Consider the following 22,807-nt stretch of genomic DNA (forward strand, 5'->3'; position numbering starts at 1 on the left):
AGTTCGGCGAGGGGGTGCGTTCTCGCAAACCCCGCCTGCAGATGCGGGAGTGCCGGGTCAAGGCGTTGGTCTACAACGCCTACCGTTAGTCGGCTTGCTACATCGAGGGAACTTTGCAACAGAGCAAGTTGCTCATCGCTAAGTTGCAACCCCACCCAATCTCCTCGACATGGAAGGAGTGATACATACTTCACGTGGATGGTTGTCTTTGTGAGGCGTCTCCATTCCCCCTCATCCGGCGATACCCCAGGTACAGTCAATGGTGTTGCTGTCATGAATCGTAATGAGTATTGGCGGGGTGTCGCCATCTTCTCCCGCCCAGGGGAGAAGTCAAGAGGTTCGTATAAACTTGGTGGCGCGGCCTACCTGCGGCCCGTGCTGCATTTGCAAGCCTGGCCAGCCAGTACACTTGGCCCATGAGCGTACCCAAGCGTCTGGTGGTGGGGCTCTCGGGGGCTTCCGGGATGCCCTATGCCCTCGACCTGCTGCAAACCCTGCGCCAGATTCCGGGCCTGGAAACCCACCTGGTGATGACCCAGGGGGCCAAGCGGGTGCTGGTGGAGGAAGCCGAGCAAAGCGTGGAGGCGGTGGAAGCCCTGGCCCACGTGGTACACCGCAGCAGCGACCTGGGCGCGGCGGTAGCTTCGGGCAGCTTTCGCACCGTGGGGATGGTGATTGTGCCCTGTAGTGCGACCACCCTTTCCAAAGTGGCTTATGGCCTGGCCGACAACCTGCTGACCCGTGCGGCCTACGTCACCCTGAAAGAACGCCGCCCCCTGGTGCTGGTGCCGCGCGAGGCGCCCCTGCCTTTGCCTAGCCTCGAGGCCATGGTCAAGGCCGCCCAGGCCGGAGCCACCATCCTGCCAGCCGCACCGGGTTTTTATCACAAGCCCCGGCAAATAGACGACCTGCTGGCCTTTATCACCCAGCGCATCCTGGACTTGTTTGGCCTGGATTACCCCAGGGCACCGCGCTGGAAGGAGATAGTGGAACTCGAGCTCGATTAGCGCAGGAAGAACACCGCGTACACCACACCGATGATGATGCGGTAGACGGCAAAGGGCACAAAGCTATTGCGGCTGACAAAGCCCAAGAGCCAGCGCACGGTCAGGGCAGCTGCCCCAAAAGCCGTGAGGAAGCCCACCGCAAGAAGCCCCCAGCTATCGGCTCTAAACTCGCTCAGGTTGCGCAGCAGCGAGAACCCGGTGGCCGAGAGCATGGTGGGCACGGCCAGAATGAAGGAAAACTCGGCGGCTGCCTTGCGCGACATCCCCAGGGCCATGCCCCCCACAATGGTGGCCCCACTGCGCGAGACCCCCGGCATCATGGCCACGGCCTGAAACAGGCCGATCAACACCGCCTGAGGTACGGGCATCTGGTTCACATCGTCGTAGCGCTTGTGGTGCTGTAGCCAGCGATCCACAAAGAGTAAAAGAACCCCCACCCCAATCAGGTTCACCACCACAATCAGGTCGTTGCCCAGGAATACATTTTCGATCACATCGGCCAGCAAGAACCCCAGGATGCCGGTGGGAATGAAGGCCACGATGATGCGCTTCCACACTTCCATATCCCGCAAGAAGCGCTTGAAGTACAGCGCCAGCACGGCCAGGATGGCCCCAAGCTGAATCACGATGATGAAGCTCTTGATGAAGGGGTCGTTTTCGATGTCGAGCTTGAGCAGATGGGCGGCCAGGGTCAGGTGGCCGGTGGAGGAGATGGGCAAGAACTCGGTCAGGCCCTCTAAGAGCCCCAGGATGAAGGCCTCAAAAACGGTCACGCCCCAGAGAATACCACGCGGCGTTATGGCCCGATGGCGATGTTTGAGCAGACTTTTTCGGCAGCCTGCATGCGCTTCTGCCCAATTGCGGTACGATGCCAGGCGTGAAGGTTTCGGTACTGTTGCCTGCTGCCGGTTCGGGTGAGCGAATCGGGCGGGGGCCCAAAGCGTTTCTCGAGGTCGGCGGCAAAACCCTCCTGGACTGGGCCCTCGAGGGGTTCGCCTGGGCCGACGAGCTGGTAGTAGCGCTGCCCCCAGGGCGTAATCTGGATGTGCCTGGCATCAAAACAGTCTGGGGTGGCAAGACCCGCCAGCAAAGCGTGTTCAATCTGGTACAGGCCGCTACGGGCGAAGTGGTGCTGGTGCACGACGTGGCCCGGCCCTTTGTGGTGCGGGCCGCCGTGGAGCGCCTGCTGGACGCGGTACGAGGCTCCGGGGCGGCCACCCTGGCGGTGCCGGTGCCCGATACGCTGGTGCAGGAAGCGTCCGGTGAATACGGTGCGGTGATTCCCCGCGAACACTACCGGCTGGTGCAGACCCCCCAGGGCTTTCGGCGCGAACTGTTGTGGAACGCCCACCAAAAGGCCCTGGCCGAGGGCCTCGAGTTCACCGACGATGCCCAGCTGGTGCGCTGGCAAGGCTACCCCGTAGCGCTGGTGGAGGGCGACCGGCGGATGTTCAAAATCACCTACCCCGAGGATCTGCTCCTGGCGGAAGGGTTGGCGCAGGTATGGAGCTCCTCGCCCCGGCCAAGGTGAACCTGGGCCTCTCGGTGCTGGGTCGGCGGCCCGATGGCTACCACGAGCTGCACACCGTATTTGTGGCTTTGCAGGTGGCCGACCGGCTTTTTCTGGAGGCCATTCCCGAGGGGGTGGAGCTGGAAGTGCGGGGCTCTGGGCTGCCCGCCAACCCCGACAACCTGGTCTACAAAGCGGCGGTGGCCTACCTGAACGCCGCCGGCTGGCCGGGGGGGGTGAAGGTGGTGCTGGAGAAGAACCTGCCCCTGGCAGCGGGGCTGGGTGGGGGTTCGTCCGATGCGGCGGCGGTGCTGCGGGGCCTCAGCCGGCTTTATCCGGCCTCGCTCGACCTGCCCGGTATGGCCCTCCGGCTGGGGGCCGATGTGCCGTTTTTCCTCCAGGTGGGCCTGGCCGAAGCGCGGGGGGTGGGTGAGCAACTGAGGCCGCTGCCGCCCCTCGAGGCCCACCTGGTGCTGCTCAATCCGGGCATTGCGGTCTCGGCGGCGGATGCTTACCGGCACCTTCGCCCCGAGGAATGGCAGCCCGAGCTGGACGTGCCGGGCATCCTGGCGGCCATTCGCGCGGGCGAGGAGCCCCCTTACTGGAACACCCTCGAGCAGCCCGTTTTCCGGCTGGTGCCTTATTTGCAGGAACTGAAGCTCGAGCTGCGCCGCGCCGGACTACGCGGGGTTTTGCTGTCGGGGTCGGGCTCGAGCCTCTTCGGGCTGGCCCGCAGTGCCGAGGAGGCTCGGTTTGTGGCCCAAACACTGCGAACCAGGTATCCCCGCTTCTGGGTGGTGGCTACGCAAACCGTAAGCTGAGGTCTGTACAACGCTCCGGTGGAGCATTATCATCCGGTTGTCATCGGGGGTGCCTGGAAAGCCCAGGCTGAGATAGACCCTTTGAACCTGATGCGGTTCGCACCGCCGTAGGGAGCATGACAGCAAACCCTCCCGATGACATGGAGGGATTTTTTATGCACCTAGCTCGCTGGTTGTTTGGCTTAGGATTTGTGTTCATGGCCCTGCTGGCCCTGGCCCAGCCTACCACCCTGACCATCCTGACCCACGATAGCTTTAACCTGGACAAAAACCTGCTGGCCCAGTTCGAGCGCCAGTCGGGGATTCGCCTGCGCTTTCTGAAGGGGGGTGATGCCGGGGAGATGCTCAACAAGGCCATCCTGAGCAAAGGGGCGCCCATTGCCGACGTAATTTACGGCTTCGACAACACCCTGCTCTCCCGCGCTCTGCAGGCCGACATCCTCCAACCCTACCGCTCCCCCGAACTACCGGCCCTGCGCCCCGAACTGCTGCTTGACCAGACCTTCCGGGCTACCCCGGTGGACTTCGGCTACGTGGCCCTCAACTACGACCGCGATTACTTCAAGGATAAGCCTCTGCCCGAGCGCTTTGCCGACCTGGCCTCGCCCGAGTTTGCCCGGCTGCTGGTGGTGCAGAACCCTGCCAGCAGCTCCCCAGGGCTGGCCTTTTTGCTGGCCACGGTGGCGGCTTTTGGCGAGGACGGCTACCTGGGCTTCTGGGAGAACCTGCGCAAGAACGGCGTGCGGGTGGTGAGCGGCTGGAGCGACGCCTACTACACCCACTTCACCCGCGCCGGGGGGGATCGCCCGCTGGTGGTCTCCTACAGCACCAGCCCGGCTGCCGAGCTGTACTACAGCGAGGCCAAACCCAAGCCTGCCGAGCCCCCCACGGCCAACCTGTTCCTGCCCAAGAGCTCGTTTTTCCAGGTGGAGTACGTGGGCATTCTAAAGGGCACCCGCAACCTGCGGGCGGCCCAGCGTTTTGTGGACTGGTTGGTTTCCAAACCGGCCCAGGAGAACATCCCCACCGAAATGTGGGTCTACCCGGCCCGGCGCGAGGCCCGCTTGCCCGAGGTGTTCCGCTTCGCCGAGGTGCCCTCTGAGCCGGCCCGCCTCTCGCCCCAGCAGATTACCCAGAACCGCGAGCGCTGGATCCGGGAGTGGACGCAGGTGGTGGTGCAGGGCCAGAGCGCCGATGCGGTCAGGGCGCGGCGGTAAATTGGGCTCAGGCTCTTCACGCTAGGGGCCCCGTTGGTGGGATAACGTTAGCCCTGGGGCTAATCTAAGTGTCCCCCTGGCTATGGGCTATCGGCCATCGGCATTTGCTTTCAAGTATGCAAACTCCCAAGGAAACCTCGAGGCCCCGCACCAACCTGCACGGGTGGCTGGGCCTGCCGGTGCTGGTATTCCTGGCCCTGGCGCTCCTCTACCCCCTGGGGCGCATCATGGCGCTCGGCTTCGGGGAAGGCTTGCAGGCGGCCCTGGCCAACCCCTACTACGGTTCGCGGCTGGTGTGGAGCCTGGCCTACGGGCTGGGTTCCTCGCTATTGTGCATCGGGCTGGCCCTGCCGCTGGCCTATGCGTTTCGCTATCGCTTCCCTGGGCGGGATTTTCTGCTGGGCTTTTCCACCGTGCCGTTTGTGCTGCCGACCTTGGTGGTGGCGATGGGCTTCCTGAGCCTGGTGGGGCCCAAGGGGGTGCTGGGCCTCAACCTGTATGGCACCGCCTGGGTGCTGTTCTGGGCCAGTGTGCTCTACAACCTGGGGCTGGTGCTGCGGCCCCTGGTGGCGCTGTTACCGGCCCTGCAAACCCCCCTGGCCGCCGCCCGCACCCTGGGGGCTTCCCCGCTACGGGCCTACTGGCGGGTGGGGGTTCCCTTGCTGGGGCCGGCCCTCTTTTCAGGGGGCAGCCTGGTGTTTTTGTATAGCTTCACCAGTTTTGGGGTGCCGCTCTTGCTGGGGGGGCCCCGGTGGGCGACGCTCGAGGTCGAGACCTACTACGCCCTGGCCCAGCGGCTGGCCTTCCCTGAGGCCACCGCTTTGGTGCTGATGCAACTGGCCGTTACCCTGGTGGTTTTGACGGGCTACCTGCGCCTGCAAGAACGGCTGGCCCTGGGCATTGGCGGCTATGGCGCTCTCCTGCCGCTGGCACCCCGCCAAGCGGTGGGCCTTGCGCTCCTGGTTTGGGGGTTCTTTCTGGTGCTGTATAGCCCCCTGTGGAGCTTGCTGCTACGGGCCCTCGAGCGACCCCAGGCCTGGGTGAGCGTGTGGCATAACCCCGACTTCACCCCTGGCAGCACGGCCCTGCTCAACACCCTGGGGTTTGCCGGCCTGGCCCTTCTGCTGGTGCTGCCCCTTGGGGTGCTATACGCCTACGCGGTCTGGCGGGGACACCGCTTGCTGGATGGGTTGGGCCTGCTGCCGCTGATGGTCTCGCCGGTGGCCATCGGACTGGGCTACCTGCTGGCCTATCCGGGGTTGCGCGGTTCGCTCCTGATTCTGATTGCGGCCTATGCGCTGCTCAGCTACCCCCTGTTAGGGCGGGCCTTGCTGCCCGCTTTGCGGGCCATGCCCAGAGGGGTTGTGGAGGCTGCCCGGGTGTTGGGCGCGGGCCCCTGGCGTCGCCTGGTGCGGGTGGAGTGGCCCCTGGTGCAAAAATCGGCGCTTTCCGGGGCAGCGCTGGCCCTGGCCGCAGTTATGGGCGAGTTTGGCGCCACCCTGACCCTGCAACGCCCCGAATGGGCCACCCTCTCCCTGGCCATTTACGAGCGTCTGGGCCGGCCGGGTGCGCTGCCTTTTTATGAAGCCGTGGTGTTGGCGGTGGTGCTGATGGGGCTCTGTATGGTTTTGCTGGCGCTGCTGGAGCGGAGTTTTCAGGAGCGCGGAGCGGGTGGAGGGTTTTGACCGTATCGCGCTTCACAGACGTGGCCGCCTGGATGAGCGGCCACTATTCTGTCCAGGACAAAGCCTTCTTGAAGTCATACTTATTGAACACTTTGCATACCATAGGAGGTGGGGAGTAGGGGAAACCCACCACCTACCTCCCACCACCCCCACCTCGTGCATCGCTGAGAGTCGGGTGCGGGGCTAAAGTTGGTATCAGATGGCTCAAAATCTGTTAAGAGCGCTCTACCTGTTGCTCAGGATAGGAGGGCTTTGCATGGGTAGCAAAGATGGTGGTCTGCGTATAGCTGGTATCAGACTTGTTCGGTTTCGCTATGCCTGGTGGGGCTGTTTTGCAGGGTGGCCACCAGACTGAGGAACTCCTCGTAACAGCCCAGCAATACTTCGGTCAGCACCGGGTGAATCTCGAGCCAGCCCATGTCCTTGGGCACCACCCAGTTGAGGGCCTTGCCCACTTTTTTCTTGTCGCGGCTGAGGAAGGGGGTCAGGTCGTCCCAGCTAAAGCGGGGGGGTGGGGGCGGGGAGAGCCACTGCAAAAGCTTCAGCACGGTGGGCACCAGATCGTTGCCGCCGTGGGCCCGGCCCAGCAGGGCCGCAAAGAGCAGGCCGTAGGCTACTGCGACCCCGTGGGGCATGGTGCCAAAGGTGGCGCCCTCGAGGGCGTGCGCCAGGGTATGCCCCAGGTTCAGCTTGCGGCGCTCATTTTGCTCGGTGGGGTCGGCCTCAACAATTTGCAACTTGACCGCAACCGCGCGGGCCAGGTAGTTCTCGAAACCTTCCCAGTCCAGTGCAAGGGGTTCCACGTTCACCAGCAGCTCATCCCCAGCGATGAGGCCGTGTTTGAAGGCTTCGACCAGCCCCTGCTTGAAGGTCTGGGGGGGTAGGGTTCGCAGGGTCTCGAGGTCGGCGTAGACCCCTTCAGGGGCATGGAAGGCCCCGACCAGGTTCTTGCCTTCCGGCAGGTTGAGGCCGGTTTTGTTGCCCAGCGAGGCATCTACCATGGCCAGGGTGGTGGTGGGCAGGCTGATGTAGCTCACCCCGCGCAGGTAGGTGGCCGCAATAAACCCCCCCAAATCGGTGAGGGAACCGCCGCCCACAATGTAGAGGGTGGTGTCGCGGGGCAGGGCCTGCCCCGCCAGCCAGGACAGAGCTTTGCCATAGGTGGCCAGGCTCTTCACGCCCTCGCCGCCGGGCAGGCCCAGGCCCGCCGGAATATCCAGCCGGGCGGCCAGCTTTTGGGCGTAGTCCTGTACGGCCAGGTCGAAGATCATGGCCCGGGGGCCTTCGGCCTGGGGCACCTCGAGGTCGAACCCAATGTGAATCGGGTAGGGGATGGGGTGTCTAATCTTCAGCTTCCGCATAATCCCACAGTCGGTCAATAATCTCGTCTACTACGTCGGGAATCCTTCGGCCATCGGTAGAGACATGCAGCGTGGCCTGGCGGTAGATGGCCTCGCGCTCGGCCAGGAGCTGCTGGATGCGCTCGAGGGGGTCGGGGTTGTCCAGCATGGGGCGCTGTCCCGGACGGCGGCTAACCCGCTCGAGGATGGTCTCCGGGCTGGCCCACAGCGCCACCACCGGCCCCCGCCGCAACAGCCGCTCCCGGTTTTCCGGGTTCACGAAGGTGCCCCCTCCCAGTGAGAGTACCAGAAAATCTTTCTGGGTAAGTTCATTTACGGCCTCGGCCTCGAGTTGGCGAAAGGTGGGCTCGCCCAGGTGGCGGAAAATGTCGGCAATCGAGAGGCCCATCTCGCGCTCGATATACCGATCCAGGTCTATGAAGTGCAGCATCAGTTCGCGGGCCAGCTCCCGCCCAATACGGCTTTTGCCCACGCCCATAAAGCCCGTGAGGGCTACCCAGGTGACGGGGCGCTCAATCTCAATCATAAAGAGGGGGATGGGGGCCAGGGGTTGGGGGTTGGTGGCAGAAGATGTGCAACGCAGATGAGCGTGGATGAAGGGTTCAGTCCTTTGCCAGCGCCCCCCTTGTTTTGCTGTTTTTTGTTGTTCACCGATGTTTCCTTTGATGCTTTCCCGATTTCTCAAAAACCACTTCGGGAATTGTGGGCGCTCGAGCAAACCCTAGTATGCCAGCACGCGCGCTTTGTATCGTTCGACCCGCTCGACCAACTCGTCCAGGGTGTCGCCGCCAAACTTTTCCAGATAAGCCTGGGCCAGCACGATGCCCACCAGCGCTTCTAGAATCACGCTGGCCGCTGGAACTGCTGTGGTATCAGAGCGCTCACGAGCGGCATCGGCGGGTTGGTGGGTGACCACGTCCACGGTCGGCAGGGGGGTCATCAGGGTGGCAATGGGTTTGAGGGCTGCCCGTACTACCAGTTCCTCGCCAGTGGTCATGCCCGCCTCGGTGCCGCCCGCGCGGTTGGTTTGCCGGTAGTAGCCCCGGCCCTCCTCCCAGTAAATCGCATCATGCACCTGTGAGCCCGGCTTCATGGCGTTGCTGAAACCTGTGCCGATTTCCACACCCTTGATAGCCGGGATGCTCATCACCATCTGGGCAATGCGCCCGTCCAGCTTGCGTTCCCAGTGCATCTGGGAGCCCAGCCCCATCACCAACCCCCTAAAGCGGGTCTCTATGATGCCGCCTAACGTGTCGCCGTTTTTCTTGGCTTCGTCCACCCGGCGAATCACCTCGGCCTCGGCCTGGGGGTCGGTCATTCGCACCGGGCTTTCTTCGACGCGCTCCTTAAGGCTCCAGTCAAAAGGCACCTGGCTCCACACCCCGGCCATGCCATCTACAAACGAAGCACTCTCGACCCCAAAAAACGACAGCAGCTTGTGAGCAATAGCCCCCACCGCAACGCGCATGGCGGTCTCGCGGGCCGAGGCTCGCTCGAGCACATCGCGCAAATCCTTATGCCCGTACTTGACCCCCCCGGAAAGGTCGGCGTGGCCGGGCCTGGCCGCCGTGAGGGCTTTTTTGCGCGGCTCGTTACCAGGAGCCGGATCCATAATCTCGACCCAGTTGCGATAATCGGTGTTCTTGATGACCAGCGTGACCGGCGCCCCGGTGGTGCGGCCCGCCCGTACCCCACTGGCAAACTCCACCGTGTCGGTCTCGATCACCATCCGCCGCCCCCGCCCATACCCCCCCTGCCTTTTCTTGAGCCAGGGGTTGATGTCTTCTAACGTCAGGGGGAGCTGGCTGGGCAAGCCCTCCACGATGCCGGTAAGCTGCGGCCCGTGGGATTCTCCAGCAGTCAGAAAACGCATGAAGAGAATCTAGCACAACTGGGGGTGATGTCCAAAATAAGAGCGTCTATGGTCCATGGTCAATAGTCTGGGCGGTTTGTAGAGTCTGTAGAGATAGAGGTTCTGAAGAGAACTGTAGTCTTGGATAGACGGCCACGCCTGTGAAGGGTGTTTCATGGGGGGCTTGGATAGTACGAGAGACCCTTACCGGCCCCTACGGGATTGAGAAAAGCTAAAAGCCGGGATCAAGCCCGGCTTTTGCGGTGAAGGGATATTCAGCGTTGGGCAGCGTCCTTGACGATGTTGCCGGTGATGATCACGATCAGCTCGTCGTCCTTGATGGAGGAGGTGCGCTGCTTGAAAAGTTCGCCCAGCAGGGGGATGTCGCCCAGCAGGGGGATTTTGCTTTCGGAAGTGTCGGTCACTTTTTGAATCAGGCCGCCCAGGACTACGGTCTGGCCATCGCGGATGCGGAGCTTGGAGAGGGTGGATTGTTGTGGAATGCGGATGCTGTTTTGGGGCCCGGCAGCCGGGTCGCCGCCGGTCTGGGTGAAGACCTCGAGCAGGATGTTCCCATCTGCGGTGATCTGGGGCCGAACCCGCACCAGGAGACCGTAGTCGAACTCCCGAACACTAACCTGGTCTCCAATGGTTACCGGAATAAGGAGACGTCCACCCACCTTGATTTCTGCCCCACGGGCCCCGGTAGCCCGCAGGTCGGAGGTATCGGCCCCGTAGTTGTCTTCTACCAGCACGTTGGCATCGCTCAAGCGGCGGGAAAGCTGCTGTTTCTCGAGGGCGTCCAGCACCGCCCGGATGTTGAGCGAGGCCAGGCTGCGGGTGGCATCAAAAATCAGGTTGAGACCCGTAGAAAGAAAGCTAGCAATCAGGTTGCCGCCCGAGACGGTCTCCCATTTGATGCCCAGATTGCGAATCACCTCTCCCGACACGGCCTGTACGCGAATCTGCAGCTGTACCTGTTGCACCGGGCGATCAAGGGTGGGGATCAGGCGCTCGGCCAGGGCGATTTGTTCGGCAGAGCCGGTTACGATGATGGTATTGGTACGAGGCTCGGCCACAACGGTGACCTGGGGCGCGGCCGGGGCGGCCGCCTGGGCCTGCCCCTGGGGCTGGGTTGCAGGGCCCTGGGACTGGGCGGCGATGGCTTTGTTCAACACATCGGCCAGTTCGGTGGCGCGGGCGTGTGAAAGCGCAAAAGACTTTTGCACCACCGGCACGGCAGCTACGGTGGCCCGGGGTACATCTATGCGCTGCAAGAAGTTGAGGGCATCGTTGACCTGGCGGGCGGGGCCGCTGATGGATAGCACGTTCTGCCCAGGCACCGCCCGCACGGTGACACCCGGAACCTCTTGCTGGACAAAGGTGGCCAGCGCAGCGGGGTCACCCGAGCGTACCTGATAGAACTCGCGGGCCACCGGCTCGCTCGGCTGGGTAGGGGGCTGGGCAGTCTGTCCACGGGCGCGGTCTACCACTTCCTTGGGCCCGACCACGATCACATTGTTGTCCAGGAGGGCGTAGGTGATGCGCCCATCTCCATAGGTGTTGATTAGCAGATCCCAGACCTGACGAAAAGGCTTTTTGTCAATGTCGGCCGTGACGCTGACATTCGGCACGTCGCGCAGAATGGGGGAGAGCCCCACGCTGCGGGCCAGGGCATCGAGCAGGGTGGGTAATGGCAGGTTGGTGCCGATGTTGCTTACGGGCTGGTCGAAGCGCGCATCCCGGGGCAAAGTACCCTGGGCCAGCGCCAGACTCAACACCACCAAAAGGGCAAGAAATCGCTTCATATTCACCGCCTAGGGGTTATCCATCGTCAGGTTCAGGGTTTCCGAACCTTGTACCAAGAGGGCTTCTTTGGCGCTCAGGCTTTTGAGCAGCACATCACTGCCGGGAAGGGTGCGGCCTACCGGCAGCACCGTAAACCCGTCTTTGCTCTGGAAAATAGCCACGCTGGTGGGGCCCAGCACCACCCCCGAGAGCTTCAGGTTTTGCTCGCGCACGAAGCGGGCCAGGCGGCTTTCCTGCACTGCTTCCTGACCTCTAGCCAGGTTGCTTTTGGGCTCGAGCACCTGGGTCAGCCGGGCGTCAATCTCGGCCCGTGCGAAGTCCAGGTTCCCGCTGGTCGTGGCCGCTCCAGGCTGCACATCCAGGGCTGCTGCTTCCTTGGGGGTTTCGCTCGCGGTGGCGGTCAGCTCTCGATCCAGAGGCGCCAGCCGGATGGGCAGTAAGCCCGAGCCCAGGCTAACCGCGCCGGGCAGGCTGGTGCGGGAAGTCCCCTGGGCCAGGCGCGCCTGACCAGAGGGTGCGGTGGGGGTGGTTACCGTGGTGGTGGGAGGGGTAGTGACCCCCGGTGTGGGCCGGGTGCCCGGCAGGCTGGGGCGCGGCAACGGGGTGGTGGGCTGGCGCACCTGCACCCGGGCCGTCTGGCTCGGGATGGGCTGCGAGACTACCTGTGGAGCGGGGGTTGGGCGGCTGACAATGGCCGGGGCCGGCTGGGTGGGCTGGGCCACGGCAGGCGGCGTGGTTTCGATGATCAGAGGCACAAAGGGGTTGGGCGGCACCGTTACCCGAGGCCGGGCCAGGGCAGCACTGGCAACAGTATCCTCCTGTTCTGCTGGCTCGGTGGGTCGGGTGGCTTCCGTGACCAGGAAGGGAAGGGGAAGCACCTCGAGGGGCCGTGCGGTGGTGGCCGGGGGCGTAGCGAGGGTGGGGGTTGTGCCCGGCGCCACCGGCGCAGGCGTGGGGGTCGGGGTGGTAGGCTGCTGGGCCGTCTGGCTGGGGCGGAAGAAGCCCAGATACCAGGTTGCCACGGCCCCCACCAACAGGGCTGCAGCCAAGGCTACCTTAGCCGACTGCGGCATGCGTTGGAGGAAGTTCATGGCCGACCTCCCGGCTGTGCAGGCTGACCTTGCTGTGCGGGCTGTCCACCCTGGGCCGGCTGGGCCTGCCCGGTGTAGGTGTAGACCGTCATGGTCAGGCTGGTGTTGATGGTGGGGTTGATGGCCTGGGCCTCTGTGGCGGCAGGCCCACTCCCCCCAAGGGTCAGGTTGAGCCCCGAGACCGTGGCGAAGCGCTGGAAGCCCTCGAGGTTCCGCAAGAACACATACAGTTCGGGGAAGGGAGACTCAACCTGCAAGGCCAGATTGGTAGCCCGCACGTTGGCGACGCCCTGGTTGTCGCCTGCGCCCCGGCTCAGGGTGCGCAGAACCACTCCGCTCTCGCGGGCGGTCTGGGCCAGGGCGCTCAGCACCCGGCCTAGCTGCTCGGTGGGCGGCAACTCCCGCAGAAACTGCTGACGCTCGGCGTCCAGACGGGCGATGGTTTCGCGCAATTGAGGCAAAGCGCGCTGGGCTGCACGACCCCGATCCCGTTCGGTGGTCAGGCGATCGACTTCGGCCTGAATCTCGGGAATGCGAGCCTGTAGAGGCTGGGTTACCAGGAAGTACCACATCAGGCCCAGCAACACCGCCGCCACAATGGCCACAATGGCCCACTCACGCTGCCCCATTCTAGCGAGAAGGGCTACCACTGCCTTCACCTCCTGTCGTGTTGCTGGCGGTTGCCGGAGCCTGACTGACCAGGCCCACCGTTGCTCCGAAGGTGTAGAGCTGCCGTTGCTGGTCCAGGCTGGCGTTCTGGAAGTTGATGCCAAAGCGCGGCGAGGTCTCGAAAGCCTCTACGAAGCGAATCAGGGCGTTCTGGCCTAGAGCCTCGCCCTGAAGGTTGAACTCCACATTGACCGGCTTGCCATCGTAGACCCCGTTTTGCACGTTGCTCTGGGTCTCTTGCGGGGTCAGGGCTTTGGTGCCGATGCTGCGCAGGGCCACCCCAAAGCGACGGCCCTCCCGTGGGATCTGGTTGATTACCTGGGCCAGGTTATCCGACCAGGGCACGAAGCGCTCCCGCAACTGGTTGCGCACCGAGAGTAGCTGCTCGAGTTCGCGCTGTTGCTGGTTCAGGCGGTTCTGCTCAGCGATGAAGGGCCGCAGCACGTCCACCTCCACCTGAAGCTGGTCGCGCTGGTTTTCCAGCGCCTGCACCCGCGAAAGGGTGGAGAAGTGGAGAAAAGCGACTGTCCCCAGCACGGCTAACACCACTGCCGCAGCGGCCAGACGCCACCAGCCGGGCTCGACCCGGCGGCGCAGGTTCTTGGGGAGGAGGTTGAGTTTAATCAAGCGGATTCACCCCCCGTAAGGCCAGGCCCACCGGAACCGTAAACTCCGGCGACAGACTGCGCAGGTATTCCAGATCGAAGCGGCTCTTGTCAATCTGGATGCCCTGCCAGGGGTCGGCGATTTCCAGTGGAATGCCCAGCGTGTCGGCTAAAAGTGGCACCAGGCTGCGCAGCTTGCTGCCCCCCCCGGCCACAAAGCCCTGGTCTACGCCCAGATCCCCCACCTGTACCCGGAAGAACTCCAGGCTTCGGCGCAGCTCGGTGGTGAGCTCGACCAGCACCGGGCGAATTGCGTCGTACATACGGGCTGGGTTGAAGCGTTCACGCTCGGCGTCGAAGTCCAGGAGCAGGTCTTCGTCCTCGGTGGGGATGGTAGCCAGGCCGTAGTTTTTCTTGGCATCCTCGGCGGCGACCACGTCGAGGTTGAAAGCCTTGGAGATGGCGGCGGTGAAGTCCTTGCCCGAGAGGTTGATGACACGGTTGAGGAGTAGCCGCTCGCCCCGGGTGAGCACCAGGGCTGAGGACTCGGCGCCAATCTCGAGGAACAGGGTGATGGGCTCACGGTCGGTGGCGACCAGCCGTCCTGTCAGGGTACGCAGGCCGGCGAAGGGCTTTACATCTATGACCAAGGGTTCCAGCCCAGCCGCCTTGAGAGCCTCGACCAGGCTGGCCACGGTTTCCTGCCGGGCCGCCCCCACCACCACGTCCATCTGCTCACCATCGGGGATGGCCTCGAGGGGATCCAGTGGCGCGTAATCCAGCACCACCTCGTCAATCGGGAAGGGGATGTAGCGTTCGGCCTCCCAGCGAACCGCCTCTTCCATCTGCTTGAGGGGCATCTTGGGTACCTGCAAGGTACGGGTAATGACGGCCAGGTTGCTGGCAGCCGTGACCACGTAGCGCTTGCGGGTACGCATCTCGGCCAGCATCTCTTTGATGGCATCGGCCAGCGCACCCGGCTCGGTGATCGAACCTTCCTGAATAACCCCTAGCGGGGTGGGCCTGATACTCAGGTTCTTCAGGCTGGGGGGGGTTCCGGACAGCTCGACCATCTTGATGTTGGCCGATCCAATCTCGAGGCCAAGTGCCTCGACCCTGGGTCTCAGCAACCCGCCAAAAAAATCACGCACGCTGCCCCCTTTCCCACATAAATCTCAAACTATGTGTCAGTATAGCACGGTAAATCTGCGTAGCAGCGCTCATATTGCCACTGTAGCCCAGGTCTTAACGTGGGGATGGTGCATTTGAACATTGCGCCTTAACCAAACTGGAGTCCGATGGCTCGATGCGCTGCGGGAGGGTCTGTGCTGGGCATTGTCCTGGGTGGGCCTTGACCGGGCTTCACAGGGCACTCTGTTTCTTATACAGCCCGGGCTACCGCCTCGGCAAACTGGAGGGTGGTGGCGTTGCCGCCCAGGTCTGGGGTGCGGGGGCCTTCTTCCAGCACCCTGTCCACGGCTGCCTCGACCCGGCGGGCGGTCTCGTGTTCGCCCAGGTGATCCAGCATCATCACCGCCGACAGGATGGTGGCGGCGGGGTTGGCAATGCCCTTGCCCGCGATGTCGGGTGCGCTGCCGTGTACGGGCTCGAAGACCGCGTGCCGGGTGCCGATGTTGCCGCTGGCCGCAATGCCCAGCCCGCCTACCAGCCCGGCGGTGAGGTCGGAGATGATGTCGCCAAACAGGTTGGTGGTCACGATCACGTCGAAGCGCTCGGGGTTGCGCACAAGCTGCATGGCGCAGTTGTCAATGATGATGTCCTGGGTCTTTAGCTCAGGAAAGCGGGCGGCCTCCGCTTTTACGGTGTTCATGAACAGGCCCTGGGTCAGGGGCAGCACGTTGGCCTTGTGGGCCACGTGGAGCTGCTTGCGCGGGCGGCTCATGGCCAGCCGGGCGGCGTACTCGCCGATGCGGGCGCTGGCTTTGCGGGTGATGACCGTATCGGCAATGGCAATCTCGCCGTCCAGGTAACTGCGCTCCTGTTCAACATACAGCCCTTCCGTGTTCTCGCGCACCACCACCAGGTCTACCCCCGGCCTCGAGCCCGGCACGGGGTGGTGTTTGGCCGGGCGCACGTTGGCGAACAGGTCGAGCTTGCGGCGCATGTAGCGGATGGCCCCAAAAAAGCCCGGCACCTTCTGGGTGGGGCTGGTGGCGGCGCCAAACAGGGTGGCGTCGGTGTGCTGGACAGCCTCGAGGGTGGCCTCCGGCACCGAGATGCCTATTCGTTCAAAGGTCTCCCAGCCCGCCTGGGCCTCCACGAACTCGAGCCTGAGTCCGGTGGCCTCCAAGACCAGCCTGGCGGCAGGAATCACTTCATGCCCGATACCATCGCCTTCAATCAGACAAATCTTGTAGCTTTTGCTCACAGTATCACCCCCGACATTCTACCGACCTTTGTTCGCTCTAGGCAGGGCAACACGCGGCTACCGCCAGAGCGAACCTGGGCATACGGGTTCTTGTGTGTAAGACATGGTGTTTTACTCTGGCTGCTTTTGGCTCTGGTGCTGGCCTGGTGCACACCGGTTCAGGTCTACGCCCTGGCCCTGGGGGCCCTGCAGCCCAAAGGCGAGGTGGTGCAGGTTCTGGCCCCCAGCAGCGGTCGCCTGGCTCGCTTTGTGCTGACCCCCAACCGTCAGGTTCGCAAAGGTGAGCTGCTCCTGGAGCTCGACACCCTGGGCCTGAGCCCCCAGGAGGCCCAGGCCCAGCTTCAGGCCGCCGAGTCCCAGGTGGAAGAGGCCCGCCGCGCACTGGCCCAGCAGCAGGAAATCCTGCTCCAGCGACAGCGTTTGGCCCGTTTGCAGGCCGAGCTGTACGCGGTGGGAGGCGTGGCCCGCGTCGAATACCAGGAAGCCCAGGACAACCTGCGCCAGGCCCAGGCTGCCGTACAGCTGGCCCAGGCCCGGGTCAGAACCGCCCTGGCCCAGCTTGCCACCCTCCGCACCCGGCGCAGCCTGCGGGTTTACAGCCCCACCCAGGGCCAGGTGCTCCAGGCGGCCAGCCTGCGGGCGGGCGAATGGGTAAGCGCAGGCCAGCCCCTGGCCCAAATCCTGCTCCACGACGTGCCCCTGGTTTTCCGCGGCTACGTGCCCGAGCGCGAGCGCCCCAAGCTCCGCGAAGGGGCTCGGGCCGAAGTGGCCTGGAACGCCTACCCTCGCCAACGCTTCGGCCTTAGCATGGGCCGGGTCAGCCGCATCTCCCCCAGCACCCTGGTGGTGAGCAATACTCCGGTCTACGAGGTCGAAATTCTGCTCGATTCCTTAGAACTCAAAAGCCCAGAAGGTGTGCGCCGGCTGCTGCCGGGCCTGGCGGGGGAGGCGCGGGTGATTGCGGCCCGGCGCAACCTGCTCAGCCTGCTATGGGACTGGATTCGGGGGGTGAACCCATGGGGATAAAGGTTGTCAGCGGTTCGCGGATCATCACCGAAGCGTTTGAACGCCTGGTGATGGAGCTGGACTTTTCCAACTCCCTAACCTTGGTGGTGGATCACCCGGTTGGGGTAGCCCTCCACTTGCTGCCGGAGCTACGAGGCAGCAGCCTGGTGCTCACGGCTTCCTATTCGCCTTACTACCTGGCCGACCTTTTGGAGCACCAACCTGGTGGCATCGTGCAGGAGCCGCTCCAGGCCCACGAACTCCGAGAGGCGCTGGAGAGGGTGGCTCGAGGGCAAACCATCTGGCCGGACGTAGAGGACACCTTACCTCCCCAGATGCGTCGCGTGCTGCGGGCTTTAGTGAGCGGTATGTGCCACCAGAGCATTGCAGACACCTTGCAACTTAGCCTCAAGCGGGTCTACAACATCGTCTCCGACCTGAAGTTTTATCTGGGCGCAGAGACTCAGGCCGATCTCCTTCTGAAGTACTTGGGTCTAGCCATAAAACCCCCAAAAAGTCAAGGGAAAAACTCCCGGGAGTTTTTCCCTTCCCAACCCCCAGACGGCTCTGCTACCCTGCTTAGCAGAAAGGAGGTGAAGCCGGTGCTGCGCGAACTAACCCAGGAGGAAGCCGAACAAACCCTGGGCGGCGCAGTAGAACAGCCCCCCAGCCTACCCTGGCTGGCTAGGCTGCTGGAAGAACCTTGCCCCTGGCCCAAACCGGTGGTGCCCATTCCCCGGCCCGTACCGCCGGAGGAGCGGGAGTAAGGACAAAGCAACCCATAACCGAGTACAAAGGAGATAAACATGAAACTGCGGGAGTTGGGAGTGTGGGAGATGGAAGAGGTTCAAGGAGGCGGGAGTGTTTGCCTAAACCTTGGCCTGTTATCAATTTGTATTGAAGACGGCAAAGTTCGTTATGAGTACAACATTGGTTCTGTTACTGTCGATCAAAAGGCTGCGGAAGGGATGTCTTCTAATCTACGGGAAGTTAATACTGCCATTAACTCGGTTTTCGGCCTTGATCGGCCTTATTGGGATCCCTACGGAATTTCTGAACGAGAAGGCGAAAAGTACTCTAGAGGTAAGGCCTTTTAGTTTGTCCATAGCAGCGCCTTGGGCTTGAGTTTAGAGTTTGCAAGCAGTAAGGGGTACGCATCGTCCCTAACCAAATACGCTAACCTCACACGTACCCCTTGTTGTATCCAAAGAGTCATAAGGAACCGTGGGACGGAATTCAGTTAATGATTTGGTCTTTGCAATTGCAGTTGCAATTGCAGCAATAAATGCGTTATCCATTTTTATCCTCGGACATAACTACGGATTCAGGTTGTTGTCAGTTGTGCTTCTAACAGCAACCAGTTTTGTTCTCCTGGCTAACAAAGCGCACTGGAGGTATTTCAGGCTTCGTCTTCCCAGATTCTTTCCCGGGTTTCTTTTGGGTGTACTGGTCTTCACCTCTGCCTATGGGGGTCTGTTGGCCCAGATCGGCTCTGCTGATCTGACAGTTCAAAAAACGGTATGGGTTGCATTTGAAGAGGTTGGACGTTTGGGCTCATACATCTCTGGGGTAACCCACCCTATCTTGAACGCCCTCGTTTGGATAAGTGCCCATCCATTGACTAAAGATTCGTTATTTTCGTTTGCTGTGCCCGGACTATTACTAGGAGTGCTCTTTTTGAGGCTAACCCTAAAAACAGGCTCTGTCTGGGGAAGCATAATCGTTCACTTGGTTGTAAATTTGAATCCCCTTGTAATTCGCCATAACGATACACCCCTAAGTGTCTTTCTTGTCTCGTTGGTGGCTTTCGTTTCGCTCTTGCTTTCATTATACCTGATGGAATCGCGGGCAAAAAATAATGTGTAGACCTTTGATATATGGATGCTCGTGAGATTCAAAAAGGGAACACGGATGACTGTAGGCCTTAAAGCAGACCGGGAGTTTTTCCCTTCCCAACCCCCAGACGGCTCTGCTACCCTGCTCAGCAGAAAGGAGGTGAAACCGGTGCTACGCGAACTAACCCAGGAGGAAGCCGAACAAACCCTGGGCGGCGCAGTAGAACAGCCCCCCAGCCTACCCTGGCTGGCCAGGCTGCTGGAAGAACCTTGCCCCTGGCCCAAACCGGTGGTGCCCATTCTCCGGCCCGTACCGCCGGAGGAGCGGGAGTAAGGACAAAGCAACCCATAACCGAGTACAAAGGAGGCAAACATGAAACTGCGGGAGTTGGAAGTGTGGGAGATGGAGGAAGTGGTTGGGGGTAATCCTTGTAATAGCGTTGACCCTAGCGGCGCTTTCGCGCAAGCTCTTGGCGGAGTTGCGCTTATTGGAGGTGGTCTCGGCATTATGACCACTGGGCCTGCAGGGGTAGCAGCTGGCGCGTTGATGGGCGCAGCAGGTGCATACATAATCAAAGATGCCGCTGACAAACTAGCCAATCAGACAAGAGAATGTGTGGCATACAGCAAACTCGGCACTGAGGAGCGCAGGTACTGGGGCAACTACTCCGGTGGTGCTGATTAACACTAGAACTGATTTTGCAGCCCAGGTTAACTCTGGGCTGCTAACACATGGAGAAAGAAATGAACCTTGAGGAAATGGATAAAGAGTTGCGTGAGTACATTGAGCGGGAGGTTCAGCGTAGGATCAACAAGCTCGCAACCTTGACGGCTTTTTCTATTTTAATAGCGCTGGGACTTGTTTATTTGATGGTTGCGATGAATCTGTCCTATTATCTCTTTCTGGCAGTTTTCCTTCCTTTCGCGCTCTTAGTAGGTTGGTTAGCCGCACGCATAAAGAAGGGACACATGTAAGGGCACATTCGAACCGTCCTTACTGGGCTGGGGATGAGCACAGAACTGGCAAAGTTGGTTTCCGAAGCTGCTGGCCTGGGAACCTATGTTTATTGGGTGTTCGGGCTGGTGGCGGGCTGGCTGGTTCGGTGGTTTGTGCCTTCAGCACCTAAGCCATTATTGTTCCGTATTCCTGAACCGCACTTTTTTCCCTTGTTTCTTTTTGTTTGGTTATTTTCCAGTTTAATGGTAACATTCCTTGGAGTTTATAAAAAACATCACTTTAGCTACGAGGTTACACCGGCTCTAAAGCTGGTTTTGGAGCCAGTCCAGATTTCAACGTTGGTTACTGCAACTATAGAGGAATTGGTTCGGGTTGGCTTTTTTGCTTTGTGTAATGGGACTTTTATTGCTGGCATAGTCTTTAACAACATGTTGTTTGGCTTTCTCCATCTGGATTACGCTCCTGATTTGATTGCGGCGGCGCCCCTGCTGATACTCTTCTGGACGCTGGGTGCGGGTGCATTTGGTTTTGCTTTGCTGGCCATTGCTCTGCGCTTTGGCATTATCTGGGCGATATTGTTGCATTTTCTGGTGAATTCCGGGCGCATTATTCTGGTTGCTTCGGATATGGTGTTCAACTACGCGATATTTGCAGTGTCTACGGTTTTGCTGGCTTATCTTGGCTACCGTACCTACAGGGAATACCTAAGCCTTGCATCATCTGGTAGTGGGCAAGCATCAGAGGAGGTGCGTGCGTAGGAGTCTTGGCAGTCACCCAGACTGGATAGGTATACGTGACTAAGATGAACAAAGGAATCAAGGTGAGCTGCGGAGGATTGGAGCATGAATCTACCAAGAATTGAAGCGGGAGAGTTCCAGCGCTCGAGCCGGTGTTCATCCGGTAGCGCAACCTGTACCAGAGTGGGCGGCATACCAAAGCTGGTAAGCGCTGTTCTTGCAATCATCCTTCTTTCTTCACTCGCCCATGCTTCGCCCACCCTCAAAAAATTCGACGCCACTTTTCAAATCGCCCCAGACTACACCTACACGGTGCGCTATGAGTTTGCGCAAGTAGCCAAAAACCGCGAAGAGCTAGACGAGCTAACCCGCCTTTCGGCCATGCGCTACGCCAAAAGCCGCGAGGAGGTGCGCTTTGTGGAGGGTTACACCCTGAAGCAGGACGGGCGGAGGCTTGCCATATCCCCTCAACAGGTTTACCGGCAGGCCAGCCAGGCGAGCCAGAGTGTGCCTATGTTCGACGATACCGAGGTGGCCCAGGTAGCTTTCCCCAGCGTGGAAGTGGGCGATACGGTGGTGGTGGTGTGGGAGAAACGGGTCAAAACGTCGGCCTTTCCGGGGCAGTTCTTTGCGGAAGACTATGTGTGCGGCTGCCGTCCGGTGGAGTACAACCGCCTTACCTTCCGCCTGCCAGCCAACCTGCCCTTCAAAGTGTATGCACGCGGACAGTACAAGATAAGCGAGAAAATCCAGGGCAACACTCGAGAGGTAACGGCACTACTGGAAAACTTTCCTTACATACCCAAGGCTCGCCATCAGCCGGGCGATCTGGATATGGCCCCCAACTTTCTGGTGGCAACCAGTTTTCCTAGCTGGGAGGAGGTGGGTGCAGCCTACTGGGCGAGGGCCAGGGACAAGGCCCAAGTGACCCCTGAGGTGGGCCGGATAGCCGACGAGGCCGCAATGGGTGCGGCTGGGTTACAACTGGTGGAGAACCTGTACAACTGGGTGGTGAAGAACCTGCGCTACGTGGGTATTTTTCTGGGGGATGGGGGTTATGTGCCCATGAGTGTAGGAGAAATCCTGAAGAACCGCTATGGCGACTGTAAAGCCTACACCACCCTTCTACAGGCCCTGCTGGCCGCCAAGGGCATTGAGAGCCAGCCGGTGCTGGTGTATCTGGGTACCGATGGATATAAGGAATTGCCGGGCCCGACACCGAGGCAGTTCAACCACGCCATGCTGTATGTGCCGCGGTTCAACCTATTTTTGGATCCCACCAACCGTGGGCCATTTGGTACCTTGTTGCCCGAAGTGCGGGGTAAGTTTGCGGTGCTGGCAGGGAACCGGCCCCAGGTGGTTCGGACGCCTGCAGGAAACCCCCAAGAAGAACTATATCGACAGGAATCGGATTACAAGATTTCCCTCGATGGTAGCTTGTCGGGCTTGAGTACCCTCGAGGTTCGCGGCGGCTGGTCGGGTTACTTCAGGAGCCTCGAGAGCGCCGATGCGTCCGCGCTGGCTCGAAACATCCTCAGCCGTTTTGCCGAGGGGGGTAGCGGGTCGCTCATGCTCACCGACCTGAGCCTGGGCTACCGCTGGGTAGGGAACTGGAACACCCCCAACCTGGTGCAGATCTCCGACCTGATTAGCCTGAGCCTGCCCCAGGGCCTGGCCCTGTTTTACCTGACCCAGATGCAAGAGCATGTAGCGCAAGAGTTTCGCTCTGCGCCGTTAATCGTAGGGGCCCGCACCGATGAGCGCACCTACCGTGTACAATTGCCAGAGGGCTACAAGCTACTGCGAGTTCCGGCTGCGGTGAACCTGAGCAACCCCAGCGGTAGTTATCAGGCCACTTACGAACAAGTAGGCTCGACTTTGATTGTCTGGCGAAGGCTGGTTTTGCTGAAAGACATTTACAGTCCCGATGAGTATCCGGTCTTCCGGGAGCTGGTACTCAGGGTGTTGCAGGATTTGCGCACCACGCTGGTATTCAGCAAGTAGAGCGCTTTTCACCTATGTTGAACCGTCCGACCTCAAAATTGCTTCTCCTGGACAGAACCTTGAAGAGCGCGTTAAATACCTTCGTGTGCTACTTGATCGAGATCTAAGTACACGACAAAAGCCTGAAACAGTTGTCCAGGTCGTGTCTTTTAGCTGGCAGGAAGAACAGGATCTGGCGTAAGAAGTCCAGGCCCCTGCGGAAAAGGCTGATCGGCTTACGACCGTGCTTCTTGATTTTGAGTTCTTTTTGCT

General features: G+C 61.2%; 23 protein-coding genes and 1 riboswitch. Of the genes, 13 read left to right on the plus strand and 10 right to left on the minus strand.

Annotated features, from left to right (window positions below):
* Positions 1–416 precede the first annotated feature (416 nt).
* Complete coding sequence (locus J3L12_RS15080) at positions 417–1,007, plus strand: UbiX family flavin prenyltransferase (protein ID WP_208015880.1); 591 nt, start codon at positions 417–419, stop codon at positions 1,005–1,007.
* Here J3L12_RS15080 and J3L12_RS15085 read toward each other — a convergent pair.
* Positions 1,004–1,780 (minus strand): undecaprenyl-diphosphate phosphatase, encoded by a 777-nt coding sequence (locus J3L12_RS15085; protein ID WP_208015881.1) that lies wholly within the window; start codon positions 1,778–1,780, stop codon positions 1,004–1,006. The genes J3L12_RS15080 and J3L12_RS15085 overlap by 4 nt on opposite strands.
* A 95-nt stretch (positions 1,781–1,875) precedes the next feature.
* Between J3L12_RS15085 and ispD the strand changes: the two genes are divergently transcribed.
* The 4 genes from ispD (at position 1,876) to J3L12_RS15105 (ending at position 6,240) form a co-directional block, all read left to right on the plus strand.
* Positions 1,876–2,538, plus strand: a complete 663-nt coding sequence (gene ispD / locus J3L12_RS15090) for a 2-C-methyl-D-erythritol 4-phosphate cytidylyltransferase (protein ID WP_208015882.1) — start codon at positions 1,876–1,878, stop codon at positions 2,536–2,538.
* On the plus strand, positions 2,511–3,338 hold the full coding sequence (ispE, locus tag J3L12_RS15095; RefSeq protein WP_208015883.1) for a 4-(cytidine 5'-diphospho)-2-C-methyl-D-erythritol kinase: 828 nt from the start codon (positions 2,511–2,513) through the stop codon (positions 3,336–3,338). The genes ispD and ispE overlap by 28 nt, the downstream gene beginning before the upstream one ends.
* Before the next feature lie 35 nt (positions 3,339–3,373).
* Positions 3,374–3,470: riboswitch (TPP riboswitch) on the plus strand.
* 65 nt (positions 3,471–3,535) lie between these two features.
* Complete coding sequence (locus J3L12_RS15100) at positions 3,536–4,555, plus strand: thiamine ABC transporter substrate-binding protein (protein ID WP_208015901.1); 1,020 nt, start codon at positions 3,536–3,538, stop codon at positions 4,553–4,555.
* A gap of 116 nt (positions 4,556–4,671) precedes the next feature.
* Complete coding sequence (locus tag J3L12_RS15105; protein ID WP_208015884.1) at positions 4,672–6,240, plus strand: iron ABC transporter permease; 1,569 nt, start codon at positions 4,672–4,674, stop codon at positions 6,238–6,240.
* A 293-nt stretch (positions 6,241–6,533) separates the two neighbouring features.
* On the opposite strand, the gene J3L12_RS15110 is transcribed toward J3L12_RS15105, so the two are convergent.
* The 9 genes from J3L12_RS15110 to J3L12_RS15150 all read right to left on the minus strand — a co-directional run bounded on the left by J3L12_RS15110 (position 6,534) and on the right by J3L12_RS15150 (position 16,016).
* On the minus strand, positions 6,534–7,601 hold the full coding sequence (locus J3L12_RS15110) for a 3-dehydroquinate synthase family protein (protein ID WP_208015885.1): 1,068 nt from the start codon (positions 7,599–7,601) through the stop codon (positions 6,534–6,536).
* The gene (locus tag J3L12_RS15115) at positions 7,582–8,127 is read right to left on the minus strand and encodes a shikimate kinase (protein WP_208015886.1); all 546 of its coding nucleotides are present in this window, start codon (positions 8,125–8,127) and stop codon (positions 7,582–7,584) included. The genes J3L12_RS15110 and J3L12_RS15115 overlap by 20 nt, the downstream gene beginning before the upstream one ends.
* 195 nt (positions 8,128–8,322) lie before the next feature.
* Positions 8,323–9,474 (minus strand): chorismate synthase, encoded by a 1,152-nt coding sequence (gene aroC / locus J3L12_RS15120; RefSeq protein ID WP_208015887.1) that lies wholly within the window; start codon positions 9,472–9,474, stop codon positions 8,323–8,325.
* Between the two features lie 254 nt (positions 9,475–9,728).
* A complete protein-coding gene (locus J3L12_RS15125) occupies positions 9,729–11,261 on the minus strand; it encodes a secretin N-terminal domain-containing protein (RefSeq protein ID WP_208015888.1) in 1,533 nt (510 codons plus the stop codon).
* Positions 11,262–11,270: 9 nt separating this feature from the next.
* Positions 11,271–12,353, minus strand: coding sequence for a hypothetical protein (locus J3L12_RS15130; protein ID WP_208015889.1), 1,083 nt, complete (start codon positions 12,351–12,353; stop codon positions 11,271–11,273).
* A complete protein-coding gene (gene pilO / locus J3L12_RS15135) occupies positions 12,350–13,003 on the minus strand; it encodes a type 4a pilus biogenesis protein PilO (protein ID WP_347708925.1) in 654 nt (217 codons plus the stop codon). Before pilO ends, J3L12_RS15130 begins: the two co-directional genes overlap by 4 nt.
* On the minus strand, positions 12,984–13,649 hold the full coding sequence (locus J3L12_RS15140) for a flagellar protein FliT (protein WP_208015890.1): 666 nt from the start codon (positions 13,647–13,649) through the stop codon (positions 12,984–12,986). The genes pilO and J3L12_RS15140 overlap by 20 nt, the downstream gene beginning before the upstream one ends.
* Positions 13,642–14,778, minus strand: coding sequence for a type IV pilus assembly protein PilM (gene pilM, locus J3L12_RS15145; protein WP_208015891.1), 1,137 nt, complete (start codon positions 14,776–14,778; stop codon positions 13,642–13,644). Before pilM ends, J3L12_RS15140 begins: the two co-directional genes overlap by 8 nt.
* Before the next feature lie 230 nt (positions 14,779–15,008).
* Complete coding sequence (locus tag J3L12_RS15150) at positions 15,009–16,016, minus strand: isocitrate/isopropylmalate dehydrogenase family protein (protein ID WP_208015892.1); 1,008 nt, start codon at positions 16,014–16,016, stop codon at positions 15,009–15,011.
* Positions 16,017–16,151: 135 nt separating this feature from the next.
* Between J3L12_RS15150 and J3L12_RS15155 the strand changes: the two genes are divergently transcribed.
* The 8 genes from J3L12_RS15155 to J3L12_RS15190 all read left to right on the plus strand — a co-directional run bounded on the left by J3L12_RS15155 (position 16,152) and on the right by J3L12_RS15190 (position 22,555).
* Positions 16,152–17,042 (plus strand): HlyD family efflux transporter periplasmic adaptor subunit, encoded by an 891-nt coding sequence (locus tag J3L12_RS15155; protein WP_347708926.1) that lies wholly within the window; start codon positions 16,152–16,154, stop codon positions 17,040–17,042.
* Positions 17,033–17,788: a response regulator transcription factor gene (locus tag J3L12_RS15160; protein ID WP_208015894.1), complete on the plus strand. Its 756-nt coding sequence runs from the start codon at positions 17,033–17,035 to the stop codon at positions 17,786–17,788. The genes J3L12_RS15155 and J3L12_RS15160 overlap by 10 nt, the downstream gene beginning before the upstream one ends.
* Before the next feature lie 39 nt (positions 17,789–17,827).
* Positions 17,828–18,118, plus strand: coding sequence for a hypothetical protein (locus J3L12_RS15165; protein WP_208015895.1), 291 nt, complete (start codon positions 17,828–17,830; stop codon positions 18,116–18,118).
* An 898-nt stretch (positions 18,119–19,016) separates the two neighbouring features.
* Complete coding sequence (locus J3L12_RS15170) at positions 19,017–19,190, plus strand: hypothetical protein (protein WP_208015896.1); 174 nt, start codon at positions 19,017–19,019, stop codon at positions 19,188–19,190.
* 39 nt (positions 19,191–19,229) lie between these two features.
* Positions 19,230–19,541 (plus strand): Blp family class II bacteriocin, encoded by a 312-nt coding sequence (locus J3L12_RS15175; RefSeq protein WP_208015897.1) that lies wholly within the window; start codon positions 19,230–19,232, stop codon positions 19,539–19,541.
* Positions 19,542–19,588: 47 nt separating this feature from the next.
* Positions 19,589–19,831 carry a hypothetical protein gene (locus tag J3L12_RS15180; protein ID WP_208015898.1) on the plus strand — a complete coding sequence of 81 codons (243 nt, stop codon included), beginning with the start codon at positions 19,589–19,591 and terminating at the stop codon, positions 19,829–19,831.
* 33 nt (positions 19,832–19,864) lie between these two features.
* Entirely contained in the window at positions 19,865–20,572 is a 708-nt protein-coding gene (locus J3L12_RS15185) for a hypothetical protein (protein WP_208015899.1), read from the plus strand.
* Between the two features lie 84 nt (positions 20,573–20,656).
* The gene (locus tag J3L12_RS15190; protein WP_208015900.1) at positions 20,657–22,555 is read left to right on the plus strand and encodes a DUF3857 domain-containing protein; all 1,899 of its coding nucleotides are present in this window, start codon (positions 20,657–20,659) and stop codon (positions 22,553–22,555) included.
* The last annotated feature ends 252 nt before the right edge of the window (positions 22,556–22,807 follow it).

The sequence above is a fragment of the Meiothermus sp. CFH 77666 genome, from assembly GCF_017497985.1.
In the GTDB taxonomy this organism is placed as follows: Bacteria; Deinococcota; Deinococci; order Deinococcales; family Thermaceae; genus Meiothermus.